The sequence below is a fragment of the Bacillus sp. iso_77 genome, assembly GCF_056173625.1.
In genome coordinates, this window is record NZ_CM149683.1 from 1,649,607 (window position 1) to 1,665,996 (window position 16,390).

A 16,390-nucleotide genomic window follows, 5' to 3' on the forward strand; every position below is an offset into this window, starting at 1 on the left:
TAAAGAAAGCGCTTTATATGCGAAGATATTGATTGACAATTGTTTCGGTAATTAGTTAAACTCTTTAATAGTTAAACAATCAAACTAAAGGAGCAGCATATGGTACAAAATAAAATTGCCCAGCTCATCCAGAGATATGCGGACGTCTATCTCATGATGGAGAAAAAAGTATCGAGTATGATCACGGAAAAGCTCGATAAAGAACTGACACTTGATCAATATTACTCGCTTCGATACATCAATTTACACCCAGGATGTACATCAACAGACCTTGCCATCGAATGTAATGTCAACAAAAGTGCTGTGACATCCATGACCAATCGTCTTTTTAATAAAGATTATATTTATCGAGAGCATGATCAAGCTGATCGAAGAAACGTTCATCTTTATGTGACACCCGAAGGAAAAGAAGTGGTCAGCCGAATGGAAAAGCAGCTTCAGGATCTTGTTCGGTCATATTTAGAAAAATTTGATGAAAAAGAAATAGAATCATTTATTCAAACATATGAAAAGATTTATCAAATTATCATCGAAGAGGAGGCACAACATAGTAATGAGAGCAATCATAAAGGGTAGATGGCTGATTACGATCCTTTGGGTCGTACTAGCGGCTGTATTATTAATCACCGCTCCTAATATGGCGCAATTAACAAAAGAAAAAGGGCAGATTTCTGTTCCAGATGGTTATCCTTCTTCCTACGCCGATCAATTATTAAAGAACATGTCTGAAAATGGGGATACGGAAAAATCGATCGTCATTGTCTTTCAAGGAAAGGATATCGTCAAAGAAAGAGAAGCCTCTTTAAAGAAAGCGATGGAGATTTTAGAAAAGGATCAAGATCTCCATGTTGAAGACATCACTTCTTATTTTGATGCAAACAAAGATATTAAAAAACAGATGCTCTCTAAAGATCAAACAACACTTCTTGTTCCAGTTACATACGACTCGAACAAAATCAAAGCATCCGATTTTAAAGAAAGAGTCAATGAAAAGCTTAAGAGCCTGAACCTGAAATTTGAAATGACAGGGCAGCCGCTAATCGACGATGATGTCATCACAAGCTCACAAGAAGGTCTGAAAAAAACGGAATTCATTACAATTGGGTTTATTTTAATTGTTCTTGTGCTTGTCTTTAGATCCGCAGTGGCACCGTTCGTTCCTTTAGTGGCCGTGGCGCTTTCCTATTTGGTCAGCCAATCCATTGTGGCTTACCTAGTAAAGTATGTTGATTTTCCGCTCTCGACCTTTACCCAAATTTTTATGGTCGCCATCATGTTTGGGATTGGAACCGACTACTGCATCCTGTTGCTAAGCCGGTTTAAAGAAGAACTATCTCACGGAAAAGATAAGATTGAGGCGATTATTACAACATATAAGACGGCAGGTAAAACCGTTTTATTCAGCGGAATTGCTGTCCTCATTGGTTTTACGTGTATCGGTTTAGCCCAATTCCAACTGTATAAATCAGCTGTCGCCGTGGCGGTTGGTGTCGCCGTGTTAATTGTGGCACTGCTCACTGTCGTTCCATTCTTTATGGCGGTTTTAGGAAAAGTGTTATTTTGGCCGATCAAAGGCGATATTGCCCACCCGCAATCGAAAATGTGGGAAACAGCCGGTCGTTTTTCATTTAAGAAACCACTTCTCAGCTTGCTAATCGTTGCAATTATTACCCTTCCAGCGATTCTTATGTATAAAGGAACACTTTCATATAACAACCTAGACGAAATCGGCAATAAATACGAATCCGTCAATGCATTTAATACGATCTCTGACAAATTTGGACCAGGTGAAGCCCTTCCAGCAACCGTTGTCGTGAAATCATCCGATCTTTTAGACAATAACGAAGGTCTGATTGCTGTTGAAAAACTAAGCCGCGCCATTGAACAAACAGATGGCGTGAGTAAAGTAAGAAGTGCGACACGCCCTGTTGGAAAAGGACTGAATGATCTGTACGTGAAATCTCAAGCCAAAGAGCTAAATAGCGGGCTTGATAAAAGTAACGAAGGGTTGAAAAAGATCCAAGATGCTCTTACAACCATGAGTAAATCCATCGAGGATCAAACACCACAAATTAAATCATCTGGAAAAGGCATTAACAAATTGATTTCTGGAACCGAATCCGTAAAATCAGGTATTCAAAACGTCGAAAAAAAGATGAGAGAACTGCAAAACGGAATTGATCAAAACAAAAAAGGTGTTTCTGAAATTAAAGAAAGAATAAAGGGTGCGAAAAAGGAATTAACAGATCAAGTCGCACAAGTGAATCAGCAAGTGGCACTTTATAAAAGCATTTCCAAAGAATTAAAAGCCGCATTGGCACAAGTCGATACTTCATCCTCTGCCGCAGCGGATGTGAAAGCTTTGATCAGTCAAGCAAATAAACAGTTCAGTACACTTGAGCAGCAAATTCCGCAAGTGAAAGAAAACCAATCATATCAAGCCATCAAAGCTTCATATAAGGAACTTTCTACTACCTTGCAAGAAGGAGCCAAACAGGCTGACAGCTATGCAAAACAAGCAAAAGAAGCAAAAAAACAACTTGAAACAGCAGATGCTTTTATCGCAAATGCCTCAGAACAACAAAAAGTATTTACAAATCAAATTGATGAGCTGATTGCTGGCTTAGAAGCCATTGAAAACGGGCTAGATCAAACGTCTAAAGGCCAAGGACAGTTAGCTGATAGTATGCCTAAACTTGCAAATGGAGCCGGCGACATCATTAATGGTCAAAAACAAATGAAAGAAAAAATTGGCGGCTTTGGTGACGATTGACCAAGCTGACGGATGGTCTAAACAAAAGTGTAGACGGACTTGAGAAAATTTCAAACGGCTTAATGGGTGCAGGAGACTACTTAGATGAACTGAAAAATGCACCAGATCAAGACATGGCCGGTTGGTTTATTCCAAAAGATGTCCTGAAAAACAAAGCTTTCAAGCAAGTGTTCGATTCCTATATGTCTGATGACCGCAAGATGACAAAGATTGACGTCATCTTAGAAGACAATCCATATGGAAACGACGCCATGAAAACGATTAAACAAGTAGAGGCTTCCGTCAAACGTGCACTTCCTGAAACAAACTTAAAAGATGTTTCATTTGGCGTATCTGGTGTATCAAGTATGAACGCTGATTTAAAACAGCTGTCAGACCAAGACTTCAATAAGACGGTTTTTTACATGATGATCGGTATTTTCTTAATACTAGTGATTCTCTTCCGTTCTCTCGTGATGCCGCTTTACTTAGTTGGATCGCTGATTTTAACGTACTTTACCGCCATTGGTGTAACAGAATTTATTTTCACCCATTTCTTCGGATATCCGGGCATCAACTGGGCTGTTCCATTCTTTGGCTTTGTCATCTTAATGGCGCTTGGAGTCGATTATTCGATTTTCTTAATGGAACGTTTCAATGAATACAAAACAAAAGACATCCAGTTTGCCATGACTGAATCAATGAAAAATATGGGATCTGTTATTATGTCTGCTGCCGTCATTTTGGCAGGAACATTTGCAGCGATGCTGCCATCAGGTGTATTGTCACTCTTACAGATTGCAACACTTGTCCTCACAGGGCTTTTATTGTATGCACTCGTTGTGCTACCATTGTTTGTACCTGTGATGGTCAAATTGTTCGGATCAGCGAATTGGTTCCCATTTAAACGAAAAGAATAAGGATTCCATAAAGAAAGTAGGAACAAAGTATGAGTCGTTGGGCACTGATTACTGGTGCCAGTGGCGGAATTGGGCAGGCGACAGCCAAAAAGCTTGCCCAAGAAGGCTGCCATCTGATGCTCCATTATCATCAAAATGAACAAGCGGCTAGCCGTCTTTCCGCTGATTCAAAGAAACATATCAAGTAGAAACGTATGTCATCCAAGCTGATTTAGCGAAAACAGGCGGAGCAGCAGAGCTTGTCAGCCGCCTGCCGCTTGATCCAGATATTCTTGTTTTAAATAGCGGAAAGAGTCATGTTGGTTTAGTGACAGATATTGAAAAAGAAGATCTAGCCAGCATGGTGCAGCTTCATGTGACAAGTCCATATGAGCTTACCCAATCTATTTTGCCTGCCATGATCCAAAAAAAATCAGGTCATATTATTGCAGTTAGCTCGATATGGGGGGAAACGGGTGCCTCGTGTGAAGTACTGTACAGTATGGTCAAGGGTGCTCAAAATGCTTTCATTAAAGGGCTTGCCAAAGAGCTTGCCCCAAGTGGAATTAGAGCAAATGCAGTCTCACCAGGTGCTGTTCAAACTGATATGATGAAAAGCTTCACACAAGAAGACCTTGCGATAATGGAAGAGGAGATTCCGCTCGGCCGTCTTGCCGCACCTGAAGAGATAGCCGATGTCATTTGGTTTCTCGCCTCCAAGCAGTCAAGTTATATGACAGGTCAAATTTTATCCGTTAATGGCGGCTGGTACTGTTAAAAACGTGTATAATTCGTCACTCCATGACAAAAGCTATGGCTGTAATTCATCTTTTCGAATGGAGGAATCGACATGTCAGTACTTGAGAACTGGGACCATTGGAAAAACTTTTTAGGAGACCGTTTAAATCATGCGCAGGATAAAGGCTTAAAAGATGATACTATCAATAACCTTGCGTATGAAATTGGCGGATACCTGGCTAATGAAGTTGAAGCAAAGAATGAGCAAGAAAGAGTACTTGCTGACCTTTGGAGCGTCGCATCAGAAGATGAGCAGCGCGCAATTGCCAATATGATGGTCAAACTGGTTGAAAATAATAGCTCGCACTAAACAAAAAGAGGGGTCGTTTGTGCCTCTCTTTTTATTTTAACTGTTTCACAACATTGTGCTTTCTAAAAATGTGAAAATGCTTTATGATAAAGGAAGGTAAAAATTTGCCACAATGAAGGGGGTAATATCATTTGGCAAAGCTCGAATGGTATTTTGAATATGAGATACAGGTGAACCGTCCCGGACTTTTAGGAGACATTTCTTCTTTAATGGGGATGCTTTCAATTAATATTGTGACAATTAATGGTGTTGATGTATCAAGACGCGGCATGCTTCTTCGCTGTGACCACACAGAACAAATTAAGCGGCTTGAATCAATTTTAAATACAATGGAAACGATAAAAGTAACGAAACTAAGACAGCCAAAACTTCGTGACCGTTTAGCTGTTCGTCATGGAAGATACATTCAGCGTGATGCGGATGACAAAAAGACGTTCCGTTTTGAAAGGGACGAGCTTGGTCTACTTGTTGATTTTATGGCTGAATTATTTAAAAAAGAAGGACATAAATTGATTGGAATTCGCGGAATGCCGCGGGTTGGAAAAACAGAATCAATTGTTGCTTCAAGTGTATGTGCAAGTAAGAGATGGCTGTTTGTATCGTCGACTCTTTTGAAACAGACCATTCGCAGTCAGCTGATTGCAGATGAATACAGCCCGGATAACGTCTTTATTATTGATGGGATTGTGTCGACAAGAAGAGGTTCTGAGAAGCACTTGCAGCTTTTAAGAGAAATTATGAGACTGCCTGCTACAAAGGTTGTAGAGCATCCAGATATCTTTATTCAAAATTCAGAATATACAATGGATGATTTCGACTACATCATTGAATTGCGTAATAGTGCAGACGAAGAAATTACATACGAGCACGCTGAAGAACCACAAGTGTTTGATCATTCTGGTTTTTCTGGCTTCGATTTTTAATATGGTAATGGTAGGTGTTTGTTTTGACTGAATTGGGAAAACGGCTCGTTGAGGCCAGAGAGGAAAAAGGGATGTCGCTGGAGGATCTGATGGCGGCAACCAAAATCCAAAAGCGCTATTTGCTAGCAATAGAACAAGGAAATTATGATATCATTCCAGGTAAATTTTACGTCAGAGCGTTTATTAAACAATATGCCGAAGCCGTTGGACTGAATCCTGAACAATTGTTCGAAGAGTTTCGTAAAGATGTACCAAGTACGTATAACGATGAAGTGTCTGATAAATTATCAAATATTAAACCGCAAAGAGAGCTGCCAAAGCCTGCCTCAAAGGTACTGGAGCTGCTTCCGACGATTTTAATCATTGGAGGGATCCTTGTGGTGATCGCTATCATTTATGTGATCGTTCAAGCGGTTAATCATGATAGCGGACAAAAAAATAATCAGGCGGCTCCTCAGCAATCAGAATCAAAATACGAAGTGTCTGAGGATTCATCGCTTGCAAAGGATCAAAAGAAAAAGGATAAAGCTTCGTCAGATGATCAAGAAAAATCATCTGAAAAAGACGATTCCTCAAAGGATTCATCTAAAGACGATGAAGATGTTTCTTTGAAGGCGACGAATACAGAGGGTTCTACGACAACGTATGAAGTATCAGGTGCAGAAGAGATGGAGCTAACCATTTCTGCCTCACAAGCTTCATGGCTTCGTGTGAGAGACGAATCTGGAAAAGTGCTGAAGATGGGTGAATTGAAAGATGGCGAATCGTTTAAAACAGACTTAACTGATCTTTCCCAAGTCGATATCCGCTTAGGAAATGCAACAGGAATCGATATCAAAGTCAATGACGAAACGCTGAAGTACGAATTAGACCCTAAAAACACCATGACACAAAACATTGTGATTGTGAATAAAGGAAAGGAAAAGTCATCTTAAGCAAGTAGATGACTTTTCTTTTGTTCCTACTATTATATACATAAAAAAATGCTTTATTGGAGGATTGGAATTCATGTTTAACTTACCGAATAAAATTACTCTTTCTAGGATCGCCTTGATTCCTGTGTTTATGTTGATTATGCTTGCTCCATTAGATTGGGGTGCCGCGCGCTTTGGTGACGTCAGCATCGAAGTCACTCACCTTGTTGGAGCGATCTTGTTTATTGTCGCTTCGACAACCGACTGGATTGATGGTTACTATGCACGTAAGCTCAATTTAGTCACAAACTTTGGTAAATTTTTAGATCCGCTTGCAGATAAATTGCTTGTTTCAGCGGCTTTAATTATACTTGTTCAATACAATCTCACACCGGCATGGATGGCAATTGTGATCATTAGCCGTGAATTTGCTGTAACGGGCCTAAGGCTTGTCTTAGCTGGAGGCGGTGAAGTGGTCGCAGCCAATATGCTTGGAAAAGTGAAGACGTGGGCGCAAATCATTGCGATTTCGGCACTTCTTTTGCATAACCTGCCGTTTGAACTTGTATCATTCCCTTTTGGTGATCTTGCCATGTGGGTAGCGGTGTTCTTCACTGTTGTCTCAGGATGGGATTACTTTGCGAAAAACTGGGAAGCCTTAAAGAATTCTAACTAAAAAGGACGTGTACGCTTTGAAGTCAGAGAGAAAAGCAGAAATTATCTCAGTCGGTTCCGAACTTTTGCTAGGGCAAATTACGAATACGAATGCACAATTCATCAGCAAACAACTAGCTGAAATTGGTGTGAATGTTTATTACCACACAGCAGTTGGTGACAATCCAGAGCGTTTAAAAAGGGCCATTCAAGTGGCACAGGAAAGATCGAATTTTATTATCTTCTCAGGTGGTCTTGGACCAACGAAAGACGATTTAACAAAAGAAACCATTGCGAGTACGCTCGGTAAAGAGCTTGTGCTAAATGAAGAAGCATTTGAGTCTATTCAAGAATACTTCCGTAAAACCGGACGTGATATGTCGCCGAACAACCGTAAACAGGCGCTCGTTCTAGAGGGATCTGATGTGCTCGTAAACCGTTTCGGAATGGCACCTGGTATGTTTATACAAGAGGGAGATACGTTTTACATTCTGCTCCCTGGACCGCCAAGTGAATTGCACCCGATGTTTGAAAACGAAGCGAAGCCGCTTATTTCTGAAAAACTCGGCCTAAAGGAAAAAATCGTGTCTGTTGTCTTGCGTTTCTTTGGCATCGGTGAATCTCAGCTGGAAACAGATCTTGAAGATTTAATTGATGCACAGACCAATCCAACGATTGCACCGCTTGCAGCTGACGGGGAAGTGACGCTAAGGCTGACAGCCAAGCATGAGGATGAAAAAGAAACAGAGCGTCTGTTAAAAGAAACAGAAGCACAAATTTTAGAACGGGTCGGCGAGTACTTCTACGGATATGGTGATACATCTCTTGCCTTTGAAGCTTCAAAGGCCTTGCATGAACACGGGAAAACAGTAGCAGCGGCTGAAAGCCTGACTGGTGGTATGTTTTCAGAGTGGCTGACAGATCTCGAAGGGGCATCATCCATTTTAAACGGCAGTGTGGTTTGTTACACAAATCAAGTCAAGCAGCAAGTGCTGGGCTGCCGTGCAGAAACATTGTCTTCTCATGGTGCTGTCAGCAAAGAGTGTGCGTTAGAGATCGCCGAAGGCGTTAGAAAACTGACGGGAAGCGATATCGGTATTAGCTTTACAGGTGTGGCAGGTCCTGAACCACACGAAGGACAGCCGGTTGGAAAAGTATTTATCGGGCTATCGACAAAAGACCAGACAGACGTGTTTGAATGGATGTTTACTGGCAGTCGATCAGGCATTCGCAAGCGTGCTGTGAAATATGGTTTGCACCACCTTCTCAAATTATTAAAAGAAAGTTAATTTTGTTTTTTATGAGGTTTGCTCCTTTATAAAAGAGCGTTTTTTCTAATAGAAACAGCTCTTTTCTTAAATAATCTGCCAAGAAAAAATCGAATATGTGTTCGTTTTTTTCTTGGCAAATGACGTAAAACAAGGTATAGTATAGATAGTGGAATTGATAAAGGAGGAAACAATAGAATGAGTGATCGTCAAGCAGCCTTAGATATGGCTCTTAAACAAATAGAAAAACAGTTTGGTAAAGGCTCTATTATGAAACTAGGAGAGCAAACAGATACACGTATTTCAACAGTACCTAGTGGTTCGTTAGCACTTGATACTGCGCTTGGAATAGGTGGATACCCTCGCGGCCGTATTATTGAAGTATATGGTCCAGAGAGTTCTGGTAAAACGACAGTAGCACTTCATGCGATTGCTGAGGTTCAGCAGCAGGGAGGACAAGCTGCATTTATCGATGCGGAGCATGCGCTAGATCCAGTTTACGCTCAAAAATTAGGTGTCAACATTGATGAGTTATTGCTTTCTCAGCCGGATACAGGAGAACAAGCACTTGAAATTGCAGAAGCACTTGTTCGTAGTGGTGCAGTTGATATTGTTGTCATTGACTCAGTAGCTGCTCTTGTACCAAAAGCAGAGATCGAAGGAGACATGGGAGATTCACACGTTGGTCTTCAAGCACGTTTGATGTCTCAAGCACTTCGTAAACTATCTGGTGCTATCAACAAATCAAAAACAATTGCGATCTTTATTAACCAAATTCGTGAAAAAGTAGGGGTTATGTTTGGTAATCCTGAAACAACGCCTGGTGGACGTGCACTTAAGTTCTATTCATCTGTTCGTTTAGAAGTACGCCGTGCTGAACAGTTGAAACAAGGGAACGACATCATGGGGAACAAAACGAGAATTAAAGTTGTGAAAAACAAAGTGGCACCACCATTCCGTATTGCCGAAGTAGACATTATGTACGGTGAAGGTATCTCGAAAGAGGGAGAAATCATCGACCTTGGAAGCGAACTAGATATCGTACAAAAGAGCGGGGCTTGGTATTCTTATCAAGAGGAACGTCTTGGACAAGGACGTGAAAATGCGAAGCAATTCCTAAAAGAGAATAAGGACATTCTTCTTATGATTCAGGAGCAGATCAGGGAACACTACGGTTTGGATACAAACGGAGTGAAATCAACTGACGAAGAAGGACAAGAAGAATTGGAATTGAATGACTAAAAAGACGCTGAAAAGCGTCTTTTTTTTACAATTACATAACAGCTAGCGGGTCAAAAGTTCTGTCTTTGCTTGAAATAACGACTTACGCCTTAGTCTGACTAGCTTGACAAGTATTTCCGACACAATTACAATGGGAATGTATCACTTGTTTTTCTTAACATGATTGATAACTAATTTAAACTTGACAAGGGCAGTGAGGATCTCATTCCCTGTGAAGGCCCTGTATGTTGAGACACAAAACAATGTACATGCCGACACTTTATTTGTAAAACCAAGTTCATAGCAAGAGGAGGTGAAAATATGTCGCCTACGATGTTTACGATCATCTCCATTTTGCTGAGCCTAATCTGTTTAGTTGTTGGCTACTTTGTTCGTAAAACCATTGCAGAAGCAAAAATATCCGGCGCAAGAAACATGGCCGAACAAATTGTTGAGGATGCAAAGCGTGATGCGGAAGCATTGAAGAAAGAAGCGCTCTTAGAAGCGAAAGATGAAATTCATTCGTTTCGTGTAGAGGCGGAGCAAGAAGTTCGTGAAAGACGTAATGAGCTTCAAAGACAAGAAAACCGTTTACTTCAAAAAGAGGAAAACCTTGATCGCAAGGACGAATCTTTAGATAAACGGGAGTCCCTGTTGGAGAAGAGAGATCATTCTCTGAATGAACGACAACAACATATTGAAGAGATGGAAAGCAAAGTGGATGATATGATTCGTTTGCAGAAAGCTGAGTTGGAGCGTATTTCTAGTCTAACTCGAGATGAAGCGAAACAAATCATTCTGGATCAAGTTGAAAATGAGCTTTCCCACGACATTGCAGTCATGACGAAAGAATCTGAAAACCGGGCGAAAGAAGAGGCTGATAAAAAAGCGAAAAACATTCTTTCACTTGCGTTACAGCGTTGTGCAGCTGATCATGTAGCTGAAACAACAGTATCTGTAGTCAATCTTCCAAATGATGAGATGAAAGGTCGTATTATCGGGCGTGAGGGACGAAATATCCGTACGTTAGAAACGTTAACAGGTATTGACCTGATCATTGATGATACACCTGAAGCTGTCATCTTATCGGGCTTTGATCCGATAAGACGTGAAACAGCGAGGATAGCTCTGGACAAGCTAGTCCAGGATGGACGTATTCATCCTGCACGAATTGAAGAAATGGTGGAAAAATCACGCCGTGAAGTCGATGATTATATCCGCGAGATGGGTGAGCAAACGACATTTGAAGTCGGAGTTCACGGTTTGCATCCGGATCTCATCAAAATTCTCGGTCGCTTAAAATTCCGTACAAGTTATGGACAAAATGTCCTGAAGCATTCAATTGAGGTTGCACATCTTGCAGGTCTCATGGCTTCAGAGCTTGGAGAAGATGCAAAGCTTGCAAAACGAGCAGGTCTTCTGCATGACATTGGAAAAGCCATTGATCATGAAGTAGAAGGAAGCCACGTGGAAATTGGCGTTGAGCTTGCGACGAAATATAAAGAGCATCCTGTTGTCATCAACAGTATTGCATCTCACCATGGTGACCAAGAACCGACATCTATTATCGCTGTTCTTGTTGCGGCAGCCGATGCATTATCTGCAGCACGCCCTGGTGCAAGAAGTGAGACGCTTGAAAATTACATTCGGAGACTTGAGAAATTAGAAGACATCTCTGAATCTTATGAAGGTGTTGAAAAATCGTTTGCGATACAAGCTGGACGTGAAGTGCGTATTATGGTGAAGCCAGATTCAATTAATGATCTTGAAGCTCACCGTCTAGCAAGGGATATTCGTAAGCGGATTGAGGACGAGCTCGATTACCCTGGTCACATTAAAGTGACAGTTATTCGAGAAACTCGCGCAGTAGAGTATGCAAAATAGAGCGGTGCGCTTAGCGCCGCTTTATTTTTTTGTGTAAATATGCAACACTGATAAGAAGATCATTTTATAAGAGAAAGGGTTCAAAACGTATGAAAATATTATTTGTTGGAGATATCGTTGGTTCACCTGGCAGAGATACACTGAAAGAATACTTGCCAAAGCTAAAGAAAAAATATCAGCCACACTTTACGATTGTCAATGGAGAAAATGCGGCTCATGGGAAAGGGCTTACTGAAAAAATCTATCACGAGCTGCTTCAAGCTGGGGCTGATGTGCTCACGATGGGGAACCATACATGGGATAAAAGAGACATTTTCGATTTCATCGATGATGCACCCCATATTGTTCGTCCGGCAAACTTCCCGCAAGGTACACCAGGGAAAGGTCTCACTTTTATTAAAAAACAAGGTAAAGAACTAGCTGTCATCAACTTGCAAGGCCGCACATTTTTACCTCCGATTGACTGCCCATTTCAAAAAGTAGATGAGCTCATAGCAGAAGCTTCAAAACGTACACCGTTTATTTTTATTGATTTTCATGGTGAAGCCACAAGTGAAAAGCAAGCAATGGGTTGGTATACTGATGGCCGTGCATCGTGTGTCGTTGGAACGCATACACATGTTCAAACAGCAGATAACCGTGTCTTGCCAAAAGGAACTGCTTATATTTCGGATGTTGGCATGACTGGTCCTTATGACGGTATTTTAGGTGTTGATCGGGAAACGATTATTAAACGATTTAAAACGAGCCTCCCTGTCCGTTTTGAAATTGCAGAAGGCCGCACGACATTAAGTGCAGTGATCGTAGAAATTGACGAACCGTCGAAAAAAGCTGTCAAAATTGATCGAATTTTGATAAATGATGACCATATTTTCTTTGAATAAATATTCACATATTTATTTCAGAAAAATATTAATCAGAAAGAAGGAATATGCGCCCTCTATCGTGAATATAGTAAAAATGGTAGGTAGCCTGCTATTTTTGAAAAACATTTTGGGGATGGATTTTCAAAAAAATAGCAACATCTAACAAAGATTGTTCTAATGAACACTCACTTATCCATTGTAAATTTAAGGGGGAGCAAAAATGGAAATTTTAAAAGTTTCAGCAAAGTCAAATCCAAATTCAGTAGCAGGAGCATTAGCTGGCGTTTTACGTGAACGCGGTGCAGCGGAAATACAGGCTATCGGCGCTGGAGCACTGAATCAGGCGGTCAAGGCTGTCGCCATTGCAAGGGGATTTGTTGCGCCTAGCGGAGTGGATTTGATATGCATTCCAGCCTTTACTGACATTCTTATCGATGGAGAAGAAAGAACAGCAATCAAACTGATTGTTGAACCACGATAATTCTAATTTTATTATTTTCAACCTGCTTACATCATGTAAGCAGGTTGTTTTTGTTTACCGCTATACATTTCTCATATAACATATTTCTTTCACAAAATAGATAGAAAATGACATATTAGAGCTTGCATTTTTTCACCATGATGATAAATTAAGATTAAGTTGAAAATACTTCATCAAAAATAAATATTTAAGTAGGTGAAATAATGATTGAAGCTTTTTTAAAAAGGGGAAAGCTTGTTTTTATTTTATTTTTTATCGTTCTCATTGCTGGAGGTTATTTGTTTACACAGCTTCCTAAACGAGAACTGCCAGAGTTTCAAGCAAATATTGTAACCATTTCGACTGTTTTCCCTGGTGCTGATGCAAAACAGGTAGAAAGTGATGTCACCAATAAGCTCGAGTCGGCCATTTCTGATATCAATGGTGTAGAGAAGACAAGCTCTGTTTCTGCTATTGGTTTCTCAAATATTGTGCTTGAAATTGATGATCAAGCCGATTTTCAAAAGGTGGCAAGTCAAATCAAGAGTGAAACCACAAATGCCGCCTCTTCTTTTCCAGATGGTGTGATGGAGCCAGATGTAAAGGATGAGTTTGGCAATGTGCCAGTTGGTTCTTATATGATTGTAGCAAGTAACTCATCTGATTTAGCAAAAAGTCAGGAATCGCTGCGTGCATTAAAAGAAAAAGTGGAGGACATCAAAGGTGTTGATGGTGTCGTCATCAAAGGGTTCAATGACAAACAAGCAATATTGAACTTGGATTCAAGTAAACTGGAGGATAACGGGTTAAACGTGACCGATGTCACAAATGCCATCAATCAAGAATTTGACACATCCCCTCTAGGTGACGTCCAGGCAGATGGAGAAAAGGTCAAGCTGTCCATTGATGCCTATGATCGTTTAGATCAAATGAAAAAGATTGAGATTTTCTCAAAAACGAGCCGAGAGCCTGTTACAATCGGTGAGCTTGGTCGTTTAAAAGAAGTAGAAAAAGAGAAAAGTGATATTGTTTCATATAACGGAAAGCCAGCCTATTCATTTACAGTCAATATTAAGCCAGGACTGGATATTCCTAAAATGTATGACAAAGTCAGTGCGGTCATTGAAAAAGAGAAAGAGCTGCCAAATGGTGTGGATTGGATAGACTACTATTCACAAAAAAGTGAAGTAGATGCCATTTTTAACGATTTAATCAAAGAAGCGATCGTGGCCGTCATCGCCGTCATTGTCGTCACCACACTTGGCCTAACCATTGGTGGTGCGTTTATCGTTTCACTTGCGATTCCGCTATCCATAACGATCGGAACCATCCCGCTGCCGTTTTTACAAGTGGACCTTAATCAAATTTCAATTATTGGCTTTATCATTGCGCTAGGGATACTTGTAGATGACGCCATTGTCGTCAACGATAATATTTTGAGGCAGATGAAAAAATACGAAAGTCCGCTTAAAGGAACAATTGCAGGTGTAAAAGAAGTGGCTGGATCCATTTTGACGTCAACACTAGCTGTTGTCTTTGCCTTCTTGCCGCTTGTTTTCCTTTCTGGTGCGAACGGTTCATTTATTCGAGCGTTACCGTCTGTTCTAGTCACAACTGTACTTGCGTCAATGGTCATTTCATTGACACTTGTGCCAGTGTACCAATATACAGCAAACCGAAAAAGAAAGAACAAGAAGATTCAAAAAGAACCGGGCTTTTTAGGCAAACCATTAAAAAGGTTAGCCGATTTTTATGCAGATCGAGTACTGACAAACATCGTGAAGCGACCACTTCTCATTGGATTAAGTGGTTTGCTCGTTGCCACACTTGCCTTTTTGCTTATTTTCGCCACACCATTTGAGTTTTTCCCTGCGGCGAATAAGAAAGAGGTTGTTGTCACTGTGACACTACCAAGTGAAACAACCTTAGATAAAACAAATGAAACTTTAGAGAAAATAGAACAAGAGATCAAACAGCAAAAAGGCATTGAAGAGACGGCCATTTTTGCAGGCGGCGGTGTGCCGAACTTGTTTAATGAAAGTATCTCAAACGCAAGTGATCATACGGGTCAGGTTGTTGTCAGAGTAGACAATGAGCAGATGACAAGCAAAGCATTGATCGATCGTATGACAGAGCCATTGCGAAAGAAATTTAAAGATGCTGATATCTTTATGAAAACCATTGTTCAAGGACCGCCAACGGGAGCGCCTGTGACCGTAACCATTGCAGGAGAACAATTTTCAAAGCTCGTGGATGTGAAAGAGAAGCTCACAAAAGAAATGAAAGAAAGCGGAGCAAGTCTGATCACAGACGATGTCAATCAACCGGTGAAAACCATCTCATTTGAATTAAATCGTGACCGAATGGCAGAGGATGGGCTCACTGCTCAGTTTGTCAGCAGACAGCTTGGCCTTGTCACAGAAGGAATTCCTTTAGGCACCTTTAAACAAGGAACAGATGACATCGACCTCGTAGTGAAACAAGACATGAGCACACATCAAAACGGACTGAAGCTAAAAGACATCAAGGTGCCTGTGAGTACAAATGAGGGGGGGATGCCTCAACTTGAGCCGCTTAGCCGATACGTAAAGGAAAAAGAAACAGAGCAATTTGAAAGCATTCCGCATGAAAACGGGATGCCGACGATCACGTTAAAGGCATATCCTGGTACATCAGATACGTTTAAAGACGATATGACAGAAGTCATAAATGAAGTTGGGAAAAGCGATGCAACGAAGAATTTGACCATTTCTCAGGGCGGAGAAAATGAAGATCAAACCCAATTCTTTATTGAAATTAGTCTCTTATTTGGGGTAGTCCTGCTGCTCATTTATGTGACCATCGCTTTCCAGTTCAATTCACTCATGCTGCCGCTTTTAGTTCTTGGAACGGTTTACTTAGCGATATCCGGAGCCATTATTGGACTATTTGTCACTCAAACGCCATTTAGCTTTATGGCCACAATGGGGATTGTCTCATTGGCAGGTATTGTTGTCCGAAATGCGGTCGTTTTGTTTGAATTTATTGAACAGAGGCGCAAGCAAGGTCTCGATCAACAGGCAGCTGTGATTGAAGCGGGGAGGGCAAGGATTAGACCTATTTTGCTGACAGCATTTACAGCACTTGTCGCTCTTATGCCCGTTGCTTTAAGTAATGACCCACTCTTTAAGCCGCTAGCGATCTGTATCGTATCAGGTGTCTTTTTCTCAACGATTCTGACACTACTGATTGTGCCGGCTTTATATGTAGCCGTTTCAAAAAAACGCTGATAACTTAAAAGCAAATCTCCGAATAAAAGGAGATTTGCTTTTTTTTTTTAGAAAAATATCTAAAAAAATATGTGGAGTGTTCATTTGTCTTCTCCTGAAAGACAGTGGTATTTACGTCTAAAATAAGACATGATAAGATCGGATTGGGAGAAGTTTTTTAACAAAGGGGTTG

Annotated in this window: 11 protein-coding genes and 2 pseudogenes; all 13 read left to right on the forward strand. The window is 40.8% G+C overall.

Features of this window, described 5'->3' with window-relative positions; genetic code table 11:
* Positions 1-99 precede the first annotated feature (99 nt).
* The 13 genes and pseudogenes from AC0VYC_RS08340 to AC0VYC_RS08400 all read left to right on the forward strand — a co-directional run bounded on the left by AC0VYC_RS08340 (position 100) and on the right by AC0VYC_RS08400 (position 16,218).
* The gene (locus tag AC0VYC_RS08340) at positions 100-576 is read left to right on the forward strand and encodes a MarR family winged helix-turn-helix transcriptional regulator (protein WP_024720380.1); all 477 of its coding nucleotides are present in this window, start codon (positions 100-102) and stop codon (positions 574-576) included.
* Positions 554-3,672, forward strand: a pseudogene (locus tag AC0VYC_RS08345) (MMPL family transporter). The gene AC0VYC_RS08340 and the pseudogene AC0VYC_RS08345 overlap by 23 nt, the downstream one beginning before the upstream one ends.
* 29 nt (positions 3,673-3,701) lie before the next feature.
* Positions 3,702-4,429 (forward strand): annotated as a pseudogene (ymfI, locus tag AC0VYC_RS08350) (elongation factor P 5-aminopentanone reductase).
* 72 nt (positions 4,430-4,501) lie between these two features.
* Positions 4,502-4,759 carry a DUF3243 domain-containing protein gene (locus tag AC0VYC_RS08355; RefSeq protein ID WP_003211590.1) on the forward strand — a complete coding sequence of 86 codons (258 nt, stop codon included), beginning with the start codon at positions 4,502-4,504 and terminating at the stop codon, positions 4,757-4,759.
* Between the two features lie 131 nt (positions 4,760-4,890).
* Positions 4,891-5,682 carry a DUF3388 domain-containing protein gene (locus AC0VYC_RS08360; protein ID WP_039166619.1) on the forward strand — a complete coding sequence of 264 codons (792 nt, stop codon included), beginning with the start codon at positions 4,891-4,893 and terminating at the stop codon, positions 5,680-5,682.
* 23 nt (positions 5,683-5,705) lie between these two features.
* Entirely contained in the window at positions 5,706-6,617 is a 912-nt protein-coding gene (locus tag AC0VYC_RS08365; protein ID WP_041507265.1) for a helix-turn-helix domain-containing protein, read from the forward strand.
* Positions 6,618-6,690: 73 nt separating this feature from the next.
* Complete coding sequence (gene pgsA / locus AC0VYC_RS08370) at positions 6,691-7,272, forward strand: CDP-diacylglycerol--glycerol-3-phosphate 3-phosphatidyltransferase (protein WP_475389892.1); 582 nt, start codon at positions 6,691-6,693, stop codon at positions 7,270-7,272.
* A 16-nt stretch (positions 7,273-7,288) separates the two neighbouring features.
* Entirely contained in the window at positions 7,289-8,539 is a 1,251-nt protein-coding gene (locus tag AC0VYC_RS08375) for a competence/damage-inducible protein A (RefSeq protein WP_475389894.1), read from the forward strand.
* A 177-nt stretch (positions 8,540-8,716) separates the two neighbouring features.
* Positions 8,717-9,760: a recombinase RecA gene (gene recA / locus AC0VYC_RS08380; RefSeq protein WP_007499478.1), complete on the forward strand. Its 1,044-nt coding sequence runs from the start codon at positions 8,717-8,719 to the stop codon at positions 9,758-9,760.
* A gap of 300 nt (positions 9,761-10,060) precedes the next feature.
* Positions 10,061-11,623 carry a ribonuclease Y gene (rny, locus tag AC0VYC_RS08385; protein WP_003211958.1) on the forward strand — a complete coding sequence of 521 codons (1,563 nt, stop codon included), beginning with the start codon at positions 10,061-10,063 and terminating at the stop codon, positions 11,621-11,623.
* A gap of 89 nt (positions 11,624-11,712) precedes the next feature.
* Complete coding sequence (locus tag AC0VYC_RS08390) at positions 11,713-12,507, forward strand: TIGR00282 family metallophosphoesterase (protein WP_019744184.1); 795 nt, start codon at positions 11,713-11,715, stop codon at positions 12,505-12,507.
* Positions 12,508-12,709: 202 nt separating this feature from the next.
* Complete coding sequence (gene spoVS, locus AC0VYC_RS08395) at positions 12,710-12,970, forward strand: stage V sporulation protein SpoVS (protein ID WP_003211281.1); 261 nt, start codon at positions 12,710-12,712, stop codon at positions 12,968-12,970.
* A 203-nt stretch (positions 12,971-13,173) separates the two neighbouring features.
* The gene (locus tag AC0VYC_RS08400) at positions 13,174-16,218 is read left to right on the forward strand and encodes an efflux RND transporter permease subunit (RefSeq protein ID WP_475389897.1); all 3,045 of its coding nucleotides are present in this window, start codon (positions 13,174-13,176) and stop codon (positions 16,216-16,218) included.
* Positions 16,219-16,390 lie beyond the last annotated feature (172 nt).